The organism is Curtobacterium sp. MCBD17_032, from assembly GCF_003234855.1.
Taxonomy (GTDB): Bacteria; Actinomycetota; Actinomycetes; order Actinomycetales; family Microbacteriaceae; genus Curtobacterium.
Window position 1 is genome coordinate 17,539 of the sequence record NZ_QKTO01000003.1, and the last position, 19,705, is coordinate 37,243.

General features: G+C 71.6%; 19 protein-coding genes and 1 tRNA gene. 6 read left to right on the plus strand and 14 right to left on the minus strand.

Annotated features, from left to right (window positions below; all coding sequences use genetic code 11):
- Positions 1-56: 56 nt before the first annotated feature.
- On the minus strand, positions 57-1,241 hold the full coding sequence (locus DEI91_RS05575) for a mechanosensitive ion channel family protein (RefSeq protein WP_111051353.1): 1,185 nt from the start codon (positions 1,239-1,241) through the stop codon (positions 57-59).
- A gap of 143 nt (positions 1,242-1,384) precedes the next feature.
- On the opposite strand from DEI91_RS05575, the gene DEI91_RS05580 reads away from it, so the two are divergent.
- On the plus strand, positions 1,385-2,935 hold the full coding sequence (locus DEI91_RS05580) for an amino acid permease (RefSeq protein WP_111051354.1): 1,551 nt from the start codon (positions 1,385-1,387) through the stop codon (positions 2,933-2,935).
- Positions 2,936-2,981: 46 nt separating this feature from the next.
- Positions 2,982-3,287: a hypothetical protein gene (locus tag DEI91_RS05585; RefSeq protein WP_146244219.1), complete on the plus strand. Its 306-nt coding sequence runs from the start codon at positions 2,982-2,984 to the stop codon at positions 3,285-3,287.
- A gap of 217 nt (positions 3,288-3,504) precedes the next feature.
- Here DEI91_RS05585 and DEI91_RS05595 read toward each other — a convergent pair whose 3' ends face one another.
- From DEI91_RS05595 to DEI91_RS16215, 4 genes are all read right to left on the minus strand, one after another.
- Entirely contained in the window at positions 3,505-3,717 is a 213-nt protein-coding gene (locus DEI91_RS05595) for an SCO4848 family membrane protein (protein ID WP_111051357.1), read from the minus strand.
- 113 nt (positions 3,718-3,830) lie between these two features.
- Complete coding sequence (locus DEI91_RS05600; protein ID WP_111051358.1) at positions 3,831-4,757, minus strand: hypothetical protein; 927 nt, start codon at positions 4,755-4,757, stop codon at positions 3,831-3,833.
- Positions 4,754-5,218, minus strand: a complete 465-nt coding sequence (locus tag DEI91_RS16210) for an ImmA/IrrE family metallo-endopeptidase (protein ID WP_181439498.1) — start codon at positions 5,216-5,218, stop codon at positions 4,754-4,756. Before DEI91_RS16210 ends, DEI91_RS05600 begins: the two co-directional genes overlap by 4 nt.
- A complete protein-coding gene (locus DEI91_RS16215) occupies positions 5,215-5,655 on the minus strand; it encodes a hypothetical protein (protein WP_181439499.1) in 441 nt (146 codons plus the stop codon). The genes DEI91_RS16210 and DEI91_RS16215 overlap by 4 nt, the downstream gene beginning before the upstream one ends.
- A 57-nt stretch (positions 5,656-5,712) precedes the next feature.
- Between DEI91_RS16215 and DEI91_RS05610 the strand changes: the two genes are divergently transcribed.
- Complete coding sequence (locus DEI91_RS05610; RefSeq protein WP_111051360.1) at positions 5,713-6,363, plus strand: YigZ family protein; 651 nt, start codon at positions 5,713-5,715, stop codon at positions 6,361-6,363.
- Positions 6,364-6,494: 131 nt separating this feature from the next.
- Here DEI91_RS05610 and DEI91_RS05615 read toward each other — a convergent pair.
- Positions 6,495-6,570: transfer RNA gene (locus DEI91_RS05615), tRNA-Lys, on the minus strand.
- 112 nt (positions 6,571-6,682) lie between these two features.
- Here DEI91_RS05615 and bcp point away from each other — a divergent pair.
- Positions 6,683-7,153, plus strand: coding sequence for a thioredoxin-dependent thiol peroxidase (bcp, locus tag DEI91_RS05620; protein WP_111051361.1), 471 nt, complete (start codon positions 6,683-6,685; stop codon positions 7,151-7,153).
- 39 nt (positions 7,154-7,192) lie between these two features.
- Here the strand turns inward: bcp and DEI91_RS05625 are convergent, their stop codons facing one another.
- Positions 7,193-7,612, minus strand: coding sequence for a hypothetical protein (locus DEI91_RS05625; RefSeq protein ID WP_146244220.1), 420 nt, complete (start codon positions 7,610-7,612; stop codon positions 7,193-7,195).
- Positions 7,613-7,877: 265 nt separating this feature from the next.
- On the opposite strand from DEI91_RS05625, the gene DEI91_RS05630 reads away from it, so the two are divergent.
- Complete coding sequence (locus DEI91_RS05630; RefSeq protein WP_022904217.1) at positions 7,878-8,126, plus strand: WhiB family transcriptional regulator; 249 nt, start codon at positions 7,878-7,880, stop codon at positions 8,124-8,126.
- Between the two features lie 158 nt (positions 8,127-8,284).
- On the opposite strand, the gene DEI91_RS05635 is transcribed toward DEI91_RS05630, so the two are convergent.
- Positions 8,285-9,796 (minus strand): sensor histidine kinase, encoded by a 1,512-nt coding sequence (locus tag DEI91_RS05635; protein WP_111051363.1) that lies wholly within the window; start codon positions 9,794-9,796, stop codon positions 8,285-8,287.
- Positions 9,797-9,913: 117 nt separating this feature from the next.
- Here DEI91_RS05635 and DEI91_RS05640 point away from each other — a divergent pair, with 117 nt between their 5' ends.
- Complete coding sequence (locus DEI91_RS05640) at positions 9,914-10,522, plus strand: Rv3235 family protein (RefSeq protein WP_111051364.1); 609 nt, start codon at positions 9,914-9,916, stop codon at positions 10,520-10,522.
- 114 nt (positions 10,523-10,636) lie between these two features.
- On the opposite strand, the gene secA is transcribed toward DEI91_RS05640, so the two are convergent.
- The 6 genes from secA to mtrA all read right to left on the minus strand — a co-directional run bounded on the left by secA (position 10,637) and on the right by mtrA (position 19,609).
- Entirely contained in the window at positions 10,637-13,417 is a 2,781-nt protein-coding gene (gene secA, locus DEI91_RS05645) for a preprotein translocase subunit SecA (RefSeq protein ID WP_111051365.1), read from the minus strand.
- 167 nt (positions 13,418-13,584) lie between these two features.
- Positions 13,585-14,307: a ribosome hibernation-promoting factor, HPF/YfiA family gene (gene hpf, locus DEI91_RS05650; protein ID WP_111051366.1), complete on the minus strand. Its 723-nt coding sequence runs from the start codon at positions 14,305-14,307 to the stop codon at positions 13,585-13,587.
- A gap of 147 nt (positions 14,308-14,454) precedes the next feature.
- On the minus strand, positions 14,455-15,357 hold the full coding sequence (locus tag DEI91_RS16625; protein ID WP_258374306.1) for a ComF family protein: 903 nt from the start codon (positions 15,355-15,357) through the stop codon (positions 14,455-14,457).
- Between the two features lie 198 nt (positions 15,358-15,555).
- A complete protein-coding gene (locus DEI91_RS05660; protein WP_111051367.1) occupies positions 15,556-17,265 on the minus strand; it encodes an LpqB family beta-propeller domain-containing protein in 1,710 nt (569 codons plus the stop codon).
- Positions 17,262-18,818 (minus strand): MtrAB system histidine kinase MtrB, encoded by a 1,557-nt coding sequence (mtrB, locus tag DEI91_RS05665; RefSeq protein WP_375537666.1) that lies wholly within the window; start codon positions 18,816-18,818, stop codon positions 17,262-17,264. The genes DEI91_RS05660 and mtrB overlap by 4 nt, the downstream gene beginning before the upstream one ends.
- A gap of 113 nt (positions 18,819-18,931) precedes the next feature.
- Positions 18,932-19,609: an MtrAB system response regulator MtrA gene (gene mtrA, locus DEI91_RS05670; RefSeq protein ID WP_111051368.1), complete on the minus strand. Its 678-nt coding sequence runs from the start codon at positions 19,607-19,609 to the stop codon at positions 18,932-18,934.
- Between the last annotated feature and the right edge of the window lie 96 nt (positions 19,610-19,705).

Consider the following 19,705-nt stretch of genomic DNA (forward strand, 5'->3'; position numbering starts at 1 on the left):
GACGGGAGGCCCGGTACCAGCTGGTACCGGGCCTCCCGTCCGTCGTGGGGCGGTCGTCAGCGCCGCTGCTCGGGCGGGACGTCGTCGGCGCGGATGCCGGAGGTCTGGATCGGTCCGGTGAAGAGCGCGGAGCGCTCGTCGCCCTCGCCGAACAGCTGCGAGTCGTTCTCACTCCGCGGGCGTCGCGGTGCCGCGGGCTCCTGCGTCGGTTCGGTGAGCTGGACGCGCTGCAGCGGGAGCGCCTCGGGGTGCCGGCGCTGCATCCACTCGACCATCTCCTCACGGACGTAGCACCGGAGGTCGAACAGGCCGCCGGCGTCCGGCGCGGTGACGAGGATGCGGACGCGGACCAGTCCCCCGACGGCGTCCGTGACCTGCAGCACCTTCGTGCGGCCGTCCCAGATGGTGCTCGTCTCGAGGATCCGGTCGAGCTCCTCGCGCATCTCCGACGGGTTCACCCGCCAGTCGAGGTCGAACTCGACCGCGCCGAGCAGCTCGCTGCTCGTCCGGGTCCAGTTCTCGAACGGGGTGCTCGTGAAGTACGTCGAGGGCAGCACGAACCGCCGGTCGTCCCACAGGTGCACGACGACGTAGGTCAGGGTGATCTCCTCGATCCGGCCCCACTGCGACTCCACCACCACGACGTCGTCGACCCGGATCGAACCGGAGAAGGCGAGCTGCATCCCGGCGAAGACGTTGCCGAGCATCGTCTGCGCGGCGAGACCGGCGATCACCGACAGGAGACCGGCGCTCGCCAGGACGCTCGCGCCGGCGGCCTCGACGCCGGGGAACGTGAGCAGGATCGCCCCCACGGCGATGATGACGAGGACGGCGACGGTCAGGCGCCGGATGATGAGCACCTGCGTGCGCACCCGGCGCGCGACCCGGTTGTCCGGCACGTCCACGCGGTACCGGTGCAGCCCGAGGCTCTCGAGGAAGATCGCGAGCTCGCAGGCCAACCAGCACCCCACGCCGATCATCGCGATGAGGAAGACGTGCGACACCTCGTCCCGCCACGGGAACCGGTCGGCGTCCCGCGGGACGCTCGTGCTGAACGCGGTCCAGAGCATGGCGAGGAGCAGGGTGGCCCGGGTCGGGTGCTTCGTCCGCCGGGCGAGCGCGGCGGCCCAGCGTTCCCGCCGACCGAGCGCCCGGAAGACCAGGTGCAGGACGAGCGAAGCGACGGCCGTGACGAGCAGGGCGATCCCGATCGCGACGAGGAGTCGGAGGAAGATGTCCATCCGTCCATCGTGGTGGGTCCGTCACGGAGGTCGTCCAGGCTGCGGCCAGGGAGCGGACGCCCGGGAGGCCGTCGAGCGCGGACCGGTGGCATGCGGGCACCGGCGGTCGGCCGGGTCGGACCTCCGGCGGTAGCGTGTCGGCCATGACAGCGAAGAACGACACGGGGGTCGACCGCGCTCCGGCGAACGACTTCTCGCACGAGCAGGAGGGCTACCAGCACGGCCTGAAGCCCCGGCAACTGCAGATGATCGCCATCGGTGGCGCGATCGGGACGGGCCTGTTCCTCGGCGCCGGTGGCCGGCTCCACACCGCCGGCCCCGCCCTCGCGGTGACGTACCTGATCGCGGGCGTGTTCGCGTTCTTCATCCTCCGCGCACTCGGTGAGCTCGTGCTGCACCGGCCGTCGTCCGGGTCGTTCATCTCGTACGCCCGGGAGTTCTACGGCGAGAAGTTCGCCTACGCCGCCGGGTGGATGTACTTCCTCAACTGGGCGATGACCTCGATCGTCGACACCACGGCCGTGGCGGTCTACCTGAAGTACTGGTCGGCGTTCACCGCTGCCCCGCAGTGGCTGCTGGCGCTCATCGCCCTGGTCGTCGTGCTCGCGGCGAACATGGTGGCCGTCAAGGTGTTCGGCGAGCTCGAGTTCTGGTTCGCGCTCATCAAGGTCGCCGCACTCGTCGCGTTCCTGGTGGTCGCGATCGTCTGGCTCGTCTTCGCATTCCCGGTGGAGAGCGGGGGCGAGACCGTCCGGACCGGCTTCTCGATCTGGGGCGACAACGGCGGACTGCTGCCGAACGGCGTCCTGCCGGCCGTCCTGGTCATCCAGGGCGTCGTCTTCGCGTACGCCGCGATCGAGCTGGTCGGCACTGCGTCCGGCGAGACGCAGGACACCGAGAAGGTCATCCCGCGCGCCATCAACTCCGTCGTCTTCCGCATCGCGGTCTTCTACGTCGGCTCGATCGTCCTGCTGTCGATCCTGCTGCCGTACACCGCGTACAAGGAGGGTGAGAGCCCCTTCGTGACGTTCTTCTCGTCGATCGGGAACCCGCAGGTCGGGGTCGTGGTCGGGTCCGTCATGAACTTCGTCGTGCTCACCGCAGCACTGTCGTCGCTCAACGCCGGCCTGTACTCGACCGGTCGAGCCCTGCACTCGATGGGCATGAACGGCTCGGCACCGAAGTGGACCACGAAGATGTCGAAGGGCGGTGTGCCGTACGCCGGCATCCTGCTCACCGCGGCGTTCACCGTCGCGGGTGTCGTCCTGAACTACTTCGTGCCCGGCCAGGCGTTCGAGATCGCCCTGAACATCGCGAGCCTCGGGATCATCACGGCCTGGGGCACGATCATCCTCTGCCAGATGAAGCTCCGGCAGTGGGCGAAGCAGGGCCTGGCGAAGGAACCGACGTTCCGGCTGCCGGGCGCACCGGTCACGAGCTGGCTGACGCTGGCGTTCCTCGCCTCGGTGATCGTCCTCATGGCGATCGACTACCCGGTCGGGACCTACACGATCGCCTCGCTGGTCGTCGTCATCCCGCTGCTCGTCGTCGGGTGGTTCCTGCAGCGCGACCGGATCCTGCGGATCGCCTCGCTCCGACAGGGCGTCACCGGCCCGTACCCGATCACCGGGCGCGACCCGGCCGCGCAGGTGCGACGGTCCGCCGGCGACACGGACGGCGACGACCGGGCCTGACCCGGGACGTGGACACGGGTCCGGCACCCGCCGGTACGATCAGCGGGTGCCGGACTCTCCTGTTCTCCCGACGCTCGACCTGCAGCACACCTGGCGTGGTGCCATGTGCCGGATGCGGGTGTTCCGCGACCGCGTCACCGCGGAGACGAACTACGAGCGGGACGCGCTGCTCCCGGTGCCGATGGAGGCCGCGCAGGGCTGGCGCATCGAGGAGTGCGACGACGACGCGGTCTGCGTCGAGTTCGTCACGCCGGACGACGTGTGGCGTGTGCTGCTCTCCCCCGCGGACGAGGCCGTGGCGGACGTCGCGTTGCGCTCGGCGCTCGGCGCTCCGTTGCCACCCGCGTCGTAGTCTCCCGGCGTCCCTCCGTCCCCGCCTCGTCGGACGGCGACCGGTGGACGGGCCGCGCGACGGCGGCTGCCGGCCGGCCGCGTGGCGCGGCGACAGCCAGCGGGCACTCGCCGTGCCGGCTGGCGACTGGCGGCTGGCGGCTGGCGGCTGGCGGCTGGCGGCTGGCGGCTGGCGGCTGGCGGCTGGCGGACGAGCGTCACGACCGCGCTGGCCGACGTCAGACCAGGAGCAGGACCGCCGCGAGCACGGACGCCACCGCGATCGCCAGTGCGATGAGCAGCAGCACGAAGTGCACCCGCCAGAACGTGGTCGGACGGCCCGATGCGTCCCGGGCGCGGGGGTCCTTCGCGACGCGCTGGAAGAAGCGCGGCCAGGCGACCACGTTGAACACGGCGCCGACGATCAGGACGACTGCAGCGAAGACGAGCACCCGACGATCCTACGCCCGGGCCTCGGCCGCCCCCCACGACCGGCCGAGACCCGCGGCCACACCGGGTGTAGCACGTGCTACAGAGCGTACACGACGGGCCGGTCGGTCTCGGATCACGTACGGGCGAGGACCGCCTCCGCCTCGGCCAGGGCGTGCTGGTCCGCCGCGCTGAGGGATGCGCGGTGTCGCCGGGCCCCGTCGTTCACCTCGACGATGAGTCGGCTGAGGCGGGTCGCGGGGTCGTCGGAGTCGGGGTACTCGTTGTCCGTACCGAGTCGGGCGTGCACCGGTTCGAGGCGCCGGAGGGCCTCCTGCAGCGCCCGGGTCCGCCGCCCCTGCCACAACCGGTGCCCGAGGACGAGCAGCAGCATGCCCGACGCGACGAGCAGCACCGCGCCCGGTGTGGTGACGTCGTAGGGCAGGGTGAGCGCGCGCGTGACGTCGATGCGGCCGGCGACGTGGGCCAGGTCCATCACCGCGACGACCACCATCCGGACGACGCCGAACACCCCACCGGCGACGAGGACCCACAGCCCGACACGGTCCGTCCCGGTCCGGGCCTCCCGCACCCGGAGCACGCAGATGAGACCGGTGGCGCCGAGGGTGACGCCCAGGTACGTCGTCTGCACGATGGAGTAGACGGCCGCGAGGGGCTGGGCACCGACGGCGAGCATGAACGTCGTGGTCGTCGGCACCGGGTCGAGCAGCACGAACGCCGTGACGACGACGACCACCACGACGGAGCACGCGGCGACGACCGTGATGCGCATCCACGGCCGTGCCGCACCGACCGCCTTCGCGACGCCCCAGAGCAGCGTGCTCGTCCCGGCCGCCATCAGGACGTCGCAGACCAGGGTCAGGACGTTCCGTCCGCCGAGCACCGGGTCGACGAGGCGGTACAGGGGGTCGACGCCGGCCACGATCGTGCCCGAGAACAGCAGGAAGGTGAGCGCCAGCGTGCGGTCCTGCCCGCGCTGCACGACGGCGAGGACGGCCGCCCCGACGACGAGCAGGACCGCCTGGACGACGGACAGGATCACCCGAAGACCCCGCGGAACGCGCTGGGACGTTCCCGGTGGCCGCGGATGAGCTGCGCGAGCCGGTCGGCGAAGAGCTCGGCCTCGCGTTCGTACTCGTTCTCGAAGAGACCGCGGGCGAGGGCCCGTTCGACCTTGTACTCGGGCAGGTCCGGGACGAGGCTCCGGATCGCGGCGGCCTGCGGGGCAGCCTCGTGGTGACCGTGCAGGACGTGGCCGAGCTCGTGCCCGATGACGAACGCGCGGAAGGTCAGGGACGGCGTCGGGGAGATCATGACGAGGTGCTGGTGCTCGAGCGTCGCGACGAAGCCGCACACCGGCTCGTCGGCCAGGAACGACTCCTCACGGACGGTGATCGGCTTGCCGACGAGGTGCTCGGCCGCCACGACGGCCTCGTCGATCCCCGTCCAGCCCGCGTCCGCGCCCAGCTGCCAGAACCGGTCGACCAGCGTGGGCGGGGTCACACCGCACCGCCGCTGCGGGACTCCTGCTCGATGACCTCTGCGATCCGGCGGAGGGCCTCCGGGGAGAGTTCCCCGGGGAAGGTCCGCGCCGCGAAGCCGCTCACCCGTGCGGACCGGATCGAGCGCACCAGGGCGAGCTGCGCGCCGATGCGCTCGGGCAGTTCGCTGTCCTCGAGCAGGAAGCGCTCGTCGACCTCGAAGAACCCCGCCAGCACGCACAGCAGCCGGGTGTCGCTGTTCCGCCGACCGTCGCCGGAGACCATGTAGGTCCACTTCGCCCGCGAGAGCGACCCGCCGTGGTCGGCCACGTACTGCTCGATCTCCGCGAAGGGCACGGGCACACCACGCTGCGACTCCTCGAAGTCGAGCAGCAGGTTGAGTCGTCGCGCGAGCTCCCCCGCGTCGAGCACGCCGCCCTTCGGCACCGATCCCGTCATCGTCGCCCCCTTCGATCCCGTGCCCGACCACCCTACTGCGCCACTACCCTCGGACGGGTGTCCCGCCGGTACCCCTCGACCATCGCCGGCCCGGTCGAGCACGAGTTCGTCGTCTCCCGCTCCCGGTTCGTCACCCTCGCGCACCCCGCCGCGGACCCGGCGGCGGCCGAGACCGTCATCGCGGACGTCCGTCGGCGGTCGTGGGACGCCCGCCACCACTGCACCGCGATGGTCACCGGCGTCCTCGGCGACCAGGCCCGGTCCTCCGACGACGGTGAGCCCTCGGGCACCGCGGGGGTCCCGATGCTGGAGGTCCTCCGGCGCCGCGAGCTCACCGACGTCGTCGTGGTCGTCAGCCGGTGGTTCGGCGGCGTGAAGCTCGGGGCCGGCGGGTTGGTCCGTGCCTACTCGACCTCGGTCTCCGAGACGCTCGACCGGGCCGAGGTCGTCCGCCGCGCGGCGCGGACGCAGGTGACCGTGGCGGTCCCGCACGCGGACGCCGGCCGGGTGGACAACGCCCTGCGCTCGTGGGTGCAGCGGCACGACGCCACCTCGGGAGCAACGGTCTACGGCGCGGAGGCGACGTTCGAGGTGTGGGTCCCGGCGGACGGGATCGCGGCGCTGCGGGCGGAGTTGGCGGCGGTGTCATCCGGCGGACTCGACGCGGTCCTCGGCGATGAACGGGTCGTGGACCTGCCGGGCGGGTGACGACTGCGCACCCACCGCACCAGGGAACGGCGTCCGGGGCCGGGTCGGGCGTGTCGCGGCCGCTCGCCGGTCCCGCAGCGGACGCCGGCACCACGACGAAGACCCCGACCGGAGCGGTCGGGGTCTTCGGTTGGTGCACCCCCTCGGACTTGAACCGAGAACCCACTGATTAAGAGTCAGTTGCTCTGCCAATTGAGCTAGAGGTGCGTGTGTGGAGTTGTCCTGCCGCTTCGGCGTGCGCCCCGCGACGGGAATCAACAATAGCATGACTTCTGCGTGCCGTTGACCACTCGCGGCACCGGACGAACAGGAGCCCCACTTGAGCGACCGTCTCGCCGCCGGCGACACCGCCCCCGCCTTCACCCTCCCCGACCAGGACGGCACCGAGCACGCGCTCGCAGACCTCCGCGGGCGGAAGGTGATCGTGTACTTCTACCCCGCGGCGTCCACCCCGGGCTGCACCACCGAGGCCTGTGACTTCCGGGACAACATGTCGTCGCTCCAGGCTGCCGGCTACGCGGTCCTCGGTGTCTCCAAGGACGAGCTGCCCGCCCTGCAGCGGTTCCACGCCGAGCAGGCCCTGAGCTTCCCGCTGCTCAGCGACCCCGACCTCGCCGTGCACCGCGCGTACGGGGCGTGGGGCGAGAAGAACAACTACGGCAAGATCGTCACCGGCACCATCCGGTCGACGATCGTCGTCGACGAGCAGGGCCGCGTGCAGCTGCCGCTCTACAACGTCAAGGCGACCGGCCACGTCGCGAGCCTGCGGAAGAAGCTCGGTCTGGTCTGACGACCCCTCGCCCCCGGCGCTGCCCGGTCCTGCCGCCGTTCAGTCCCGTCGTGCGAGGACCGCGGTCACCGACCGACTCAGCACGAGCGTGATGCCGAGCAGCGCCGGGAGGAGCAGCGCCCACCCGACGGACGCCACCCGCGACTCGCCCTGGAACGCCCCGACCGCCAGGGCGCCCTGCAGGACCTGCCAGACGACGACGCCGCTGCGGACCCAGGCGCGGCCCCGGCGGAGTCCGGCGACCATCGCGCCGAGCCAGACGGTGGCGAGCACCGCGAGCACGAGCAGGGCGACCGCGGACGCGATGCTCGCAGCGGGCGTGGTGAGCAGTTCGACCAGCAGGAAGACCGTCACGGCCGCCACCGCGAGGAACTCGAGTCCGACGACGGCGATGAGCACGAGGAGCGCAGCGGGCCGCCTCCGGGGGACGAGCCCGTCGTCCGGGGTGGTGTCAGGCACAGCGATCCTCCAGCAGTGAAACCCTTGATTTGGCCATACCAGTATGGAACGATGTCCGAGGTCGTTTGGACGGCACGATGTGGTGTACGTCTCCCGTGGTTCGACGCTCCTCCCCCGAGCGTTCTGCGGGCGTCGAACTCTCCCCGCGCGGGCTCCTCCCCCACAGGAAGCCTCCCGTACGTCACATGAGCATGTGCAGAGTCCCGATCCCCCGAGTCACGGCCGCGGCCTGCCGTTCGAGCATCTACCGCAAGGAGCACCACACATGGACTGGCGTGACCAGGCTGCCTGCCTCACCGCAGACCCCGAGCTCTTCTTCCCCGTCGGGAACACCGGCCCGGCCGTCGACCAGATCGAGAAGGCCAAGTCGGTCTGCGCTCGATGCACCGTGACCGAGATGTGCCTGCAGTACGCCCTCGAGAACAACCAGGACTCGGGCGTCTGGGGCGGCCTCAGCGAGGACGAGCGTCGCGCGCTCAAGCGCCGCGCCGCTCGTGCCCGCCGCGCCTCCTGATCGCGCGCAGCTGACGCGAGAGCCCGCCACCCCTCGGGATGGCGGGCTCTCGCGCGTCCGGGACGCGGCCGTACTGCGACCGCCCGACCGCCTGGAGGCCCGCACCGGGCCCGTCGGACCGGTCACGGGCCTCCAGGGGGTCACCGGAGGCGGCGCGGTCAGGCGGACGGCGCCGGCGCGGCCGTCAGCCACCGGAACGGGATCGAGATGGTCACCTCGGTGCCGCTGCCCGTGAGGGTGTGCCAGTCGATCGTGCCGCCGAGTTCGCCCTGGATGAGGGTGCGGACGATCTGCGTCCCGAGTCCGGAGCCCACCTTGCCCTCCGGCAGACCGACGCCGTTGTCGCGGACCTGGATCTCGATGTGGTCGTCGTGCCGGTTCGCCACGATCTCGACCTCGCCGTCGCGCCCGTCGAGCCCGTGCTCCACGGCGTTGGTGACGAGTTCGGTGAGACCCAGCGCGAGCGGCGTCGCGGCCTCCGAGGGCAGCACGCCGAACTCCCCGGTCTTCTTCGGGTGCACGGTCGTGTTGTGCGAGGCGGCGACCTCGGTCACGAGCTTGAGCACCGAGTCGAACACCTCGTCGAAGTCGACGGTCTGGCTGAGCCCCGTCGACAGGGTGTCGTGCACGACGGCGATGGCGGCCACGCGCCGCATCGCGTTCTGCAGGGACGTCCGCGCCTCGTCCGAGTGCGTGCGGCGCGCCTGGATGCGCAGCAGGGAGGCGACCGTCTGCAGGTTGTTCTTGACGCGGTGGTGGATCTCGCGGATCGTCGCGTCCTTCGTGATGAGCTCGCGCTCCTGGTGCCGCATCTCGGTCACGTCGCGGCAGAGCACGACGGCGCCGATCCGCGCGCCCTGGTCGCGGAGCGGGATCGAGCGCAGGGTGACGGTGACACCCTTCGCCTCGATGTCCGCACGCCACGGCGCACGACCGGTGACCACGAGGGGCAGGGACTCGTCGACGTCGAGCTGGGCACCGAGCAGCTCCGTCGTGACCTCGGCCAGGGACTTGCGTTCGAGTTCGCCGTCGAAGCCCATCCGGTTGAACGCGCTCAGACCGTTCGGGCTGGCGAACGTGACGACGCCGTCGGTGTCGAGACGGAGCAGGCCGTCACTCGCTCGCGGCGCGCCGCGGCGGGGACCCGCGGGTGCGCCGAGGTCCGGGAAGTCGCCGGTCGCGATCATGCCGAACAGGTCGTTCGCGCTCGCCGTGAAGTTGAGCTCCTGACGGCTCGGCGTGCGGGACTCGTCCTGGTTCGAGTGTCGGGTGACGACGGCGATGGGCCGCTCGGTGGTCTCGGCGCTCTTCGCGTTCAGGCGACGGAGCACCGGGATGGCGCGGACGCGGGTCGGGGTGTCCTCGTACCAGTCCGGCTCGGCTGAGTCGACCACGCGGCTGCCGGTGAAGCTCTGGGTGACCTGGTCACGCCATTCCTCCCGGATCTCCTGGCCGACGATGTCACGGTAGAACAGCGTCGCGGCCGAGGACGGCCGGGCGTGGGCGACGGCCACGAAGGACGACCCGTCGGCCGTCGGCACCCAGAGGACCATGTCGGCGAAGGAGAGGTCGGCGAGCAGCTGCCAGTCACCGACGAGCAGGTGCAGCCACTCCACGTCGGCTTCGGAGGAACGGCCTTGTGCGAGGACGAGGTCACTGAGGGTCGACACCCGCCAAGTCTAGGTCCGCGGGTATGTGGAGTCGGCGCACTCTCCACAGCCACCGCCACTGCGCGAAATGTGATGTTGTACGGCCCATACGCTCGGCCCTGGAGAAAGGGGGCCGGGGTGACGGACACCGCACGGCGGATCGACGAGGAGCCGGTCGGGCGGCACGGAGAGGTCGAGGCCGGGCACGCGCACGACCACGACCAGGACCAGGACCAGGACCAGGACCAGGACCAGGACGACACCGGCGGCCGCGGGACGGGACGTCGCGACATCGTGCTCCGCCGTGCCGGTGCCGACCGGACCGACCGGACCGCGGCGGCCACCGCGACGGCCACCGCGACGGCCACCGCGACCGCCGGCGGTACCGACGGCGGAGCCGGGTCCGACCTGCCCGACGCGGGCGAGACGGCGCGGTCCCTCGCCCTGTGCGTCGCCGAGATCCTCACCGGCGCCCGCGAGGTCGACACCATCTCCCGGTGGATCACCGACGAGGTCCACCGGCACCTGCAGCACCGTGCGGCGGTCGCGGCCCGTGCCCGGTCGGTGTCCCGCCACGCGCGGCAGCGCGCGGTCATCCGGGTCGGCGGCGTCGTGCTCGACGGACCGCGTGACGGGGTCGCCGAGGCGGCCGTCGTCGTCCACACGCGCAGTCGCGCCCGCGCGGTCGCCATCCGGCTCGAGGTCCGGAGCGGCCGCTGGCGGGCGACCGCGATCGGCGTCCTCTGACCCGGCGGAGCCGGACCCTCCGGACCGCAGGCACGATCGGTCCGCCGCCAGGACGACGGACGGGAGGCCCGGTACCAGCTGGTACCGGGCCTCCCGTCCGTCGTCGTGCGAGCGTCAGCCCTTCTTGGCGGCCGCCCGGCGCTCGGCGCGGTTGTTCGCGTCGGCCTGCCCCGTCGCGGTCGCCGCGGAGCCGAAGGCCGAGCCCCGCTCGGGGCCCGCAGCCTCCTGCTCGGCCTGCGCACGCTGGGCGCGCGCGGTCGCTGCCTGCTCGAGACGCCCTGCTTCGTCGCGGACCTCGACCTCGCCGTCGATGGACGGGGCGGAGTACTCCAGCCCGGCGGCCTCGCTCTCCTCCCCGAGCCCCTTCGCCTCGATGACGGCGTTGTCGCCGTCCGACTGGACCTGCACCTCGAGGTTGAAGAGGAAGCCCACGGACTCCTCGCGGATCTGGCCCATCATCGTCTGGAACAGCGCGTAGCCCTCGCGCTGGTACTCGACGAGCGGGTCGCGCTGGGCCATCGCGCGGAGGCCGATGCCGTCCTTGAGGTAGTCCATCTCGTACAGGTGGTCGCGCCAGCGGCGGTCGATCACCGAGAGGACGACGCGACGCTCGAGCTCACGCATGGCCTCTTCGCCGAGGGTCTCCTCGCGCTTCTGGTACGCCAGCTGGGCGTCGGACAGGATCTCCCGCGCGAGGAAGTCCCGCGTGGCCTTGCCCTTCGACCCGGCCTCGGTGATGACCTCGTCGATGGTGATCGAGATCGGGAACAGCGTGCCGAGCTCGGTCCACATGGCGTCGAGGTCCCAGTCGTCCGGGGAGCCCTCGCCGGTGTGGGTGTCGATGACGTCGTCGACGACGCTCTTCAGGAACGACTGTGCGCGCTCGTGCAGGTCGTCGCCCTCGAGGATGTGGCGGCGGTCGCTGTAGATGGCCTCGCGCTGACGGTTCAGGACGTCGTCGTACTTCAGGACGTTCTTGCGGATCTCCGCGTTGCGGCCCTCGACCTGCGCCTGTGCGGAGCGGATCGCGCGCCCGACGAGCTTGTTCTCGATCGCCAGGTCGTCCGGCACGTTGCCACGGCCCATGAGGCTCTCGGCCGCTCCGGAGTTGAACAGCCGCATGAGGTCGTCGGTGAGCGACAGGTAGAACCGGCTCTCGCCGGGGTCGCCCTGACGGCCGGACCGTCCGCGGAGCTGGTTGTCGATGCGGCGGGACTCGTGGCGCTCGGTGCCGAGGACGTACAGACCGCCGGCTTCCCGGACCTTCTCGCTCTCCTCGTCGACCGTGGCCTTCATCGCCGAGAAGACCTTGTCCCACTCGGCTTCGTACTCCTCCGGGGTCTCCGTCGGGGACAGGCCCTTCGCGTGCATCTCCTGCACGGCGAGGAACTCGGCGTTGCCACCGAGCATGATGTCGGTACCACGACCGGCCATGTTCGTCGCGACCGTGACGGCACCGGCCCGACCGGCCTGGGCGACGATCGCGGCTTCACGCGCGTGGTTCTTCGCGTTGAGGACCTCGTGCTTCACGCCCTTCTTGGCGAGGAGCTTCGACAGGTACTCGGACTTCTCGACGCTCGTGGTGCCGACCAGGACCGGCTGCCCCTTCTGGTGGCGCTCCTCGATGTCGTTCGCGACCTGCTCGAACTTGGCCTGCTCGTTCTTGTAGACCAGGTCGGTCTGGTCGATGCGCTGCATCGGACGGTTCGTCGGGATCGGGACCACGCCGAGCTTGTACGTCGACATGAACTCCGCCGCCTCGGTCTCGGCGGTACCGGTCATGCCCGAGAGCTTCTGGTACAGGCGGAAGTAGTTCTGCAGCGTGATCGTGGCGAGGGTCTGGTTCTCGGCCTTGACCTCGACACCTTCCTTCGCCTCGATCGCCTGGTGGATGCCCTCGTTGTAGCGGCGGCCCATCAGGATGCGGCCGGTGTGCTCGTCGACGATGAGCACCTCGCCGTTCATCACGACGTAGTCCTTGTCGCGCTTGAACAGGGCGACGGCCTTGATCGAGTTGTTGAGGAACGAGATGAGCGGGGTGTTCGCCGACTCGTACAGGTTGTCGATGCCGAGGTAGTCCTCGACCTTCTCGATGCCGGGCTCGAGCACGCCGACCGTGCGCTTCTTCTCGTCGACCTCGTAGTCCTCCCCCGGGGTCAGTCGGGTGGCGATCGACGCGAACTCGGTGAACCAGCGGTTCGCCTCGCCCGAGGACGGGCCGGAGATGATGAGCGGCGTCCGGGCCTCGTCGATGAGGATCGAGTCGACCTCGTCCACGATCGCGAAGAAGTGGCCGCGTTGCACCATCTCCGACGCGGACCACGCCATGTTGTCGCGCAGGTAGTCGAAGCCGAACTCGTTGTTCGTGCCGTACGTGATGTCGGCGGCGTACTGCTCACGGCGTTCGGCCGGTGACTGGCCCGCGACGATGCAGCCCGTGGTCATGCCGAGGGCGCGGAAGACGCGGCCCATGAGCTCCGACTGGTACGACGCGAGGAAGTCGTTGACCGTGATGACGTGCACGCCGCGGGACGGGATCGCGTTGAGGTAGGCGGCGGTCGTCGCGACCAGGGTCTTGCCCTCACCGGTCTTCATCTCGGCGATGTTGCCGAGGTGGAGTGCCGCGCCACCCATCAGCTGCACGTCGAAGTGCCGCATGCCCAGGGTCCGCTTCGAGGCCTCGCGCACCGCGGCGAACGCCTCGGGCAGGAGGTCGTCGAGGGTCTCGCCGTTGGCGTACCGCTCGCGGAGTTCGGTCGTCTCCTCGAGGAGTTCCTCGTCCGACAGGCTCGCGAAGTCGTCCTCGAGGTCGTTGATCGCCGAGGCGTACGCCTTCAGCCGACGGAGGGTCCGCCCTTCACCGATGCGGAGGACCTTCTCCAGCACGTTTGCCACGTGAGCTCCTTACGAAGTCGTCGTGCGCGGTCCGCGCGCCCGATCAGCCAGTCATGCTAGCAACCCCCCGCAGCCCGGCGCTGGGAGCAGGACGAGCGCGCCGCGGACGACACGAGTGCGCACGGCCCGGGTGGACCGTGCGCACTCGCCGGTGGTGCGGGAGCCGACTACGCGTTCGCGGCGGTCGTCTCCTCGACGAGCACGTGCTCGCTCCCCCGGGCATCGGCGCCCGGGTTCTCGTCGATGCCGATGACGCCGTAGTCCCAGCCCTTCCGGCGGTAGACCACGCTCGGGCGGTGGGTCTCGGAGTCGACGAAGAGGTAGAAGTCGTGTCCCACGAGCTCCATGTGGTACAGCGCGTCGTCGACCGTCATCGGCGCGGCCTCGAACACCTTCTGGCGGATGACGACGGGCGAGTACGCCTGGTCCTCGTCCTCGTGGTCCGCGCCCTGGTCGCCGTCGACCACGGTCACGGCGCCCGTGGCGACCTCCTCGATGAGCTTGCCGTCGGCGGGCTCGACACCCATCCCCTCGAAGCCGACGCCGGCTGCCTCGGCGACGGACGTCGGACGGTGACGCCCGCGGTGCACCTTCTTGCGGTCACGAGCACGACGGAGACGCTCGGCGATGCGCGCGAAGGCCAGGTCGAAGGCAGCGTACTTGTCCGACGCCGCGGACTCGGCCCGGACGAGCGGTCCGGGCCCGATGATGGTCAGCTCGACGCGGTCCTCGCCCTGCGCTCCGCTGCTCTTCTCGTGGTGCCGGCTCAGCCGCACCTCGAACGCGAGGGCCCGGTCGGCGAGCACGTCGATCTTCTGGGACTTCTGCTCCACGTAGGTCCGGAATCGGTCGGTCACTCCGACGTTCCGGCCCGTGATCGTCACGTCCATGGCGGCTCCCATCCACTTTCGGCGGTTCGCCTCCGTCCGGCGAACACCAACGCCTTGCCGCGAGGCTAGACCCTGCCGCCCGTGCGGGTGTCCGCGTCGAGCCCTCGGGCGAGGACACCCACCGGATGCCCAGGAGACACTCGGCGTTCAGGCCTCGACGCTCGCCACCGCGACGCACCTGACCACACGACCACCCGCGGCCCGCACGGCACGCACGGCCTCGGCCATCGTCACCCCGGTCGTCACGACGTCGTCCACCACCACGACGTCCCGCCCCGCGACCGACCCGGGTGCGCGGAGGGAGCCCACCGTCGCGGCGACGCGCTCGACGGCGGTTCGCTCCTTCTGCCCGGCACCGGCAGGGTGCGCGCCCGTGCCGCCACGGGAGGAGCCCGCTGCCCGCGCCGCAGCGGGACGCTCCGGCGCTCGGTGCGCAGGGACGCGTCCCGGGGCAGCGTCCCCGTCGGGCCGTGCGACTGCTCCGGCTGGTCCTGCCGCTCCGGCCACTCCGGCTGGTCCTGCCGCTCCGGCGGCTCCGGCCGCACCGCTCGGGACGGCGACCCGGCGGAGGGCGGACGCGCGGCGCACACCGGCGCGACGGAGCACCGACACGACGGGGTCGAACCCCCGACGCCGGTGCCCGCGGGTCGACGGCGGCACCCGGAGGACGACCGCGCCCGGTGCCGCGGCGAGCGCCGCCCGCACCAGGCCGGCGGTCCGGTCGACCAGGGGTCCGACCACGTCGACCCGGCCGCGCAGTTTCCAGGCGAGGACGAGCGTCCGGACGAGCCCCTCGTACTCGTACGCCGCGTCGAGGCGGACCCCCGCGACGAGTCGGGTGCGCCCGGGCAGCGCCATGAGGTCCGCCCGGCAGGTCGGGCAGAGCGCGCGGTCGCGAGCGCCGCACCCGACGCAGTCGACGGGCAGGAACACGGCGAGCGCCGCGGCGCCGGCGTCGGACCACGGGCGGGAGGCGACCGTGGTGCGGCCGGGGCCCTGCGCGGGGAGGCCCGGTTCCCGACGGGGAGGGGGCGACCCGGCGGCAGGCACCGACCCTGCCGCCGACGCGGGCGCTGGCGCCCTCCCTGGCACTGGCGCTGGCGCTGGCGTCGGATCGGGTGGCACGACGGGTGACGGCTGCGTGGGCGACATGACCCGATGCTCGCCCGTCGGGGCAGCGTCCGGGTGGGCCGACCGGCGGATGGTGGACGGGCCTCCCGGTCGACCCGTCGGTGGCGGGGAGGTGCCTCAGCGCTGGATGCCGAGGACCGCGGCGTCCACCCCGGTGGTCTCCCAGCCGCCGCCGGTGGACTGCAGCACCGCCCCGTCGGCGGTGCGGAGCAGCAGCGCGCCGCCGCTCCCGCCGGCGATGGTCGTCGCCGTGCCGTCCGGCTTGGCGAGCGTCTCCGACTGCCCGCCGACCGTCGTCCGGACGACGCTCGACCCCGTGCTCGTCCGACCGACCGACGCGACGTCGAGTTCGTCCACCCAGGTCGCGCCCACGGGCTCGCCCGCTGCGGCCTGGACGCGCACCGGCGGTCCGAGCGACGTCGGGGCGCGGTCCGAGCCGCGGGTGATCGCCAGGACGTACAGGGCCGCGCCGTCGTCGGTGTCGAGGAGCGCGAGCGCGCGGGTGGAGTCCCGGGAGACCTGGAACGACACGAGGTCCCCCTCGGGCAGGGTCGACGTGACCTGGTGCGGGTCGCCGCCGGAGCCGTAGGCCGTGATCGACCGGACGTCGGACCGCTCCGCCACCCAGACGAACCCCTGGTCGTCGATCGACGGCGGTGCGAGCCCGTTCCGGGTGTCGACGCGGAGCGGCTCCTTGCCGCTCCGCACGACGAACACCCCGTCGCGGTTGCCGACGGCGGCGAGCGTCCCGTTCGCGGACAGCGCGAGCGACTGCGGGTCGAGCGCGGCGATCCGGCCGCTCATCCCGCCGCCGAGACCGGTCACGTCGCCCGTGCTCGGGGTCGCGAACCCCGCGGAGTCGTCCTGCACGACGAGGGGCCGGGCGTCGACGTCGGGGTTCCGCTGGGCACTCGTGCCGCTCGAGTCGGGCAACGGCACGGGCACGCTCTCGACGGTCAGGTCGACCGAGGACACGGTCGCGATGGACGACAGCGAGTCGGTGAGCTGCTCGCGCATCCGGACCTTGTCGACCGTGCTCGCGCGCAACGCCTCGCTCGACAGGTCCACCTGTGCGCTGCCGCTCTCGATCGTCACCGCGTTGAGGGAGAGCTGGGTCCCCTCGGGGAAGGACGAGACGACGGAGCCCTCGAGCCACTCGGCGGGGCCGGCGAGCAGGGCGCTGACGATGCGGGTGCTCGTCGAGGAACGGGCGAGGAACCACCGTTCGTCGGGGACGAGGTACCGGTACGTCGGGTCGTAGAAGTAGAGCGCATGCGGCTGGAACACCGAGACGAAGTTGATCGGGGACAGGATGATGCCGTCCGGGGCGTAGGCGATCCGCCACTCGCCGTCCTCGCGCGTGAACTGGAACGTCAGCGTCGACGAGGTCGGGCGGACCGCCTGCGTGTACTCCCCGTCGGCGTCGACCGAGGCGCTCGCCGTCAGGGTGTACGTGAGCGCACGTTCCCCGACCCGCTCGACCTGCCCGTCACCCTGCCGGATCGTGACCCCTTGGCGCGGGTTCCACTTCTGCGAGAACCCGGCGCTGAGGAACTTCCGGGCGACGGCGTAGTCGTTCTGGGCACCGGTCGCGGCGTCGATGAACTGGGTGAGCAGCTCGGTCTGGTCGGACCCGGCCTCGGGACCCGAGGGCCGGTAGTCGACCCCGCCCGACTGCGACTCGTCCGTGATGGACCGACCGGCGCGCACCGGACCGGTCTCCGGGACGGCGGCGCAGGCCGTGACGCCGAGCAGCGTCACCGCGGCGAGCACGGTGGCGAGCACGTTCCGGAAGCGGCGCGCTCCCTGGCGGACAGTCCTGGTCATGATCGGTCCTCCGGGGTGGTGGGTCCGTCGTACGACTCGTCGAGTGCGGGCAGCGGGATGGCCGACGTCGCCGGCGCCTCGTCGGTGCGGCGTGGCAGGACGAGCACGAACGCCGACCCCTCGCCAGGTCGGGACCAGACGTCGATGCGGCCGCCGTGCAGCTGCGCGTCGCCGAGGCTGATCGCGAGGCCGAGTCCGGTGCCGCCGATGGTGCGCTTGCGGCTGGGGTCGGCGCGCCAGAACCGGTCGAACACCCGTGCGGTGTCCTCGGGCGGCATCCCGACGCCGCGGTCCCGCACGGCGATCGCGACGGAGCGGGAGTCGCTGTCGACGACGACGTCCACCGGGCGGCCGTCGCCGTGCTCGATCGCGTTGCCGACCAGGTTGCGGAGCACCCGGCGGATCCGGCGCCCGTCGAGCTGCATCGTGGTGTGTCCGCCGGGGGTGGCGAGGCGGAGCTCGATGCCGACCCGTTCGGCGAGCGGACGGAACTCGTCGACGATGTCGGCCGTGAGCGACGCCGGGACGACGGGCTCGGTCTCGAGCTCCACGGCCTGGGCGTCGTACCGCGAGATCTCGAGGAGGTCGGCGAGGAGCAGTTCGAACCGGTCCACCTGCGCGTGCAGCAGCTCGGCGGACCGTGCGGCAGAGGGCTCGAAGGCGTGCCGGGCGTCGTACAACAGGTCGCCCGCGAGGCGGATGGTGGTGAGCGGGGTGCGCAGCTCGTGCGAGACGTCGGACACGAAGCGCTGCTGCACGCGGGAGAGCTCCGCGAGCTGGGTGATCTGTCGGCTCACCGCGTCCGCCATGTCGTTGAAGCTCCGGGCGAGGGTGGCGATGTCGTCCTCACCCCGGACCGGGATGCGTTCGTCGAGCCGTCCCGCGGCGATCTTGCGGCTCGTCTCGGCAGCGCCCCGGATCGGCAGGACCACGAGCCGCACCACGAGGGACGTGACGAGGGCGATGAGCACGATGAGCGCGACACCGCCGATGGAGAGCGTCTGCGACACGAAGTCCAGGGTCTGCTGCGCGTCGGACAGGTCGTACACCAGGTACAGCTCGTACTGCCCGGCGCTCGGGATCTGCAGCGTGGACCCGACGGCGAGCCCGGGTCCCCGGCCGTCCGGCCCGTCGAGTCGCACCGGTTGCAGACTGAGCTCGCCGGTGTCCGCGGCGACGCGCTCCCGGAGTTCGTCGGTGATGACGGCGTCCGGGAAGCCGGTGCTCGCGACGTTCTGCAGGATCTGCGGGGTCGGTCCGCCGGGGGTCCGTTCGATCGCGATGCTCGTGCCGCCGGGGCTCGTCGTGTTCGAGAGGATCGCGTTCTGCGCCTCGCTCTGCAGCGACTCGAGTTCGGTCTGGTTGTTGTCCTCGGCCGCGGTGGCGGCGTCGAAGATCCCCTGCGCGACGATGGTGGCACGCGCCGACTCGGCCTCGATCTGGTCGCGGCGCTGCGCGTACACGTTGTTCGAGATGCTGACCATGACCGCGGTGCCGATGACCGCGACCGCCAGGCCGGTGGTCGCGACCGTGATGGCGACGGACCGGACCATCAGCGAGCGCCGCCACAGGTACGCGACCCCCCGCCAGGCCCGGCGCAGCCAGGAGCGTGCCCGCCGGCGTGCCCGGCGGAACGGCACCGGGACCGACGTCGACGGCACGACCGTCAGCTCTGCGCGCCGGCCCGGTACCCGACGCCGCGGACGGTGGTCACGATGCGCGGGTTGTCGGGGTCGTGTTCGATCTTCGCGCGGAGGCGCTGCACGTGCACGTTCACGAGCCGGGTGTCCGCCTTGTAGTGGTAGCCCCAGACCTGCTCGAGGAGCATCTCGCGGGTGAACACCTGGCTGGGCTTCTCGGCGAGGGCGCGGAGCAGGTCGAACTCGAGCGGCGTGAGCGCGATGGGCCGGTCGCCACGGCGGACCTCGTGCCCGGGGACGTCCACGACGAGGTCGCCGACGTGCAGCACGGTCGCGTCCGACGCCGCCGGGCGGAGCCGGGTCCGGATGCGCGCGACGAGCTCCTTCGGGTTGAACGGCTTGACGACGTAGTCGTCGGCACCGTTCTCGAGCCCCGCGACGACGTCGGCGGTGTCGCCCTTCGCGGTGAGCATGATGATCGGCGTCCCGCTCTCCGCGCGGATCCGTCGGCAGACTTCGATGCCGTCGATGCCCGGCAGCATCACGTCGAGCAGCACGAGGTCGGGTTTCGTGCTGTGGAACGCGTCCACGGCGTCGTTGCCGTCGGCGCTGAAGTCGGCCTCGTAGCCCTCCGAGCGGAGGACGATGCCGATCATCTCGGCGAGGGCATGGTCGTCGTCGACGACGAGGATGCGCGGTGTCATGGGATCCGGACTCCGAGGGGCAGGGCGGGGTGCCCCGGGACGGGCACGCTCCGCTCACGATAGCCGAGCCCTCGTCGATGCAGGTTTTCCGACAGG

Bases quoted from the DNA above. Each gene is read 5' to 3' on its own strand.
- DEI91_RS05580 (WP_111051354.1), top strand. From the start codon at position 1,385: ATGACAGCGAAGAACGACACGGGGGTCGACCGCGCTCCGGCGAACGAC.
- mtrA (WP_111051368.1), bottom strand. From the start codon at position 19,609: ATGACACCGCGCATCCTCGTCGTCGACGACGACCATGCCCTCGCCGAG.
- mtrB (WP_375537666.1), bottom strand. From the start codon at position 18,818: ATGGTCCGGTCCGTCGCCATCACGGTCGCGACCACCGGCCTGGCGGTC.
- DEI91_RS05575 (WP_111051353.1), bottom strand. From the start codon at position 1,241: ATGGACATCTTCCTCCGACTCCTCGTCGCGATCGGGATCGCCCTGCTC.
- DEI91_RS05630 (WP_022904217.1), top strand. From the start codon at position 7,878: ATGGACTGGCGTGACCAGGCTGCCTGCCTCACCGCAGACCCCGAGCTC.
- DEI91_RS16215 (WP_181439499.1), bottom strand. From the start codon at position 5,655: ATGACGGGATCGGTGCCGAAGGGCGGCGTGCTCGACGCGGGGGAGCTC.
- DEI91_RS05660 (WP_111051367.1), bottom strand. From the start codon at position 17,265: ATGACCAGGACTGTCCGCCAGGGAGCGCGCCGCTTCCGGAACGTGCTC.
- hpf (WP_111051366.1), bottom strand. From the start codon at position 14,307: ATGGACGTGACGATCACGGGCCGGAACGTCGGAGTGACCGACCGATTC.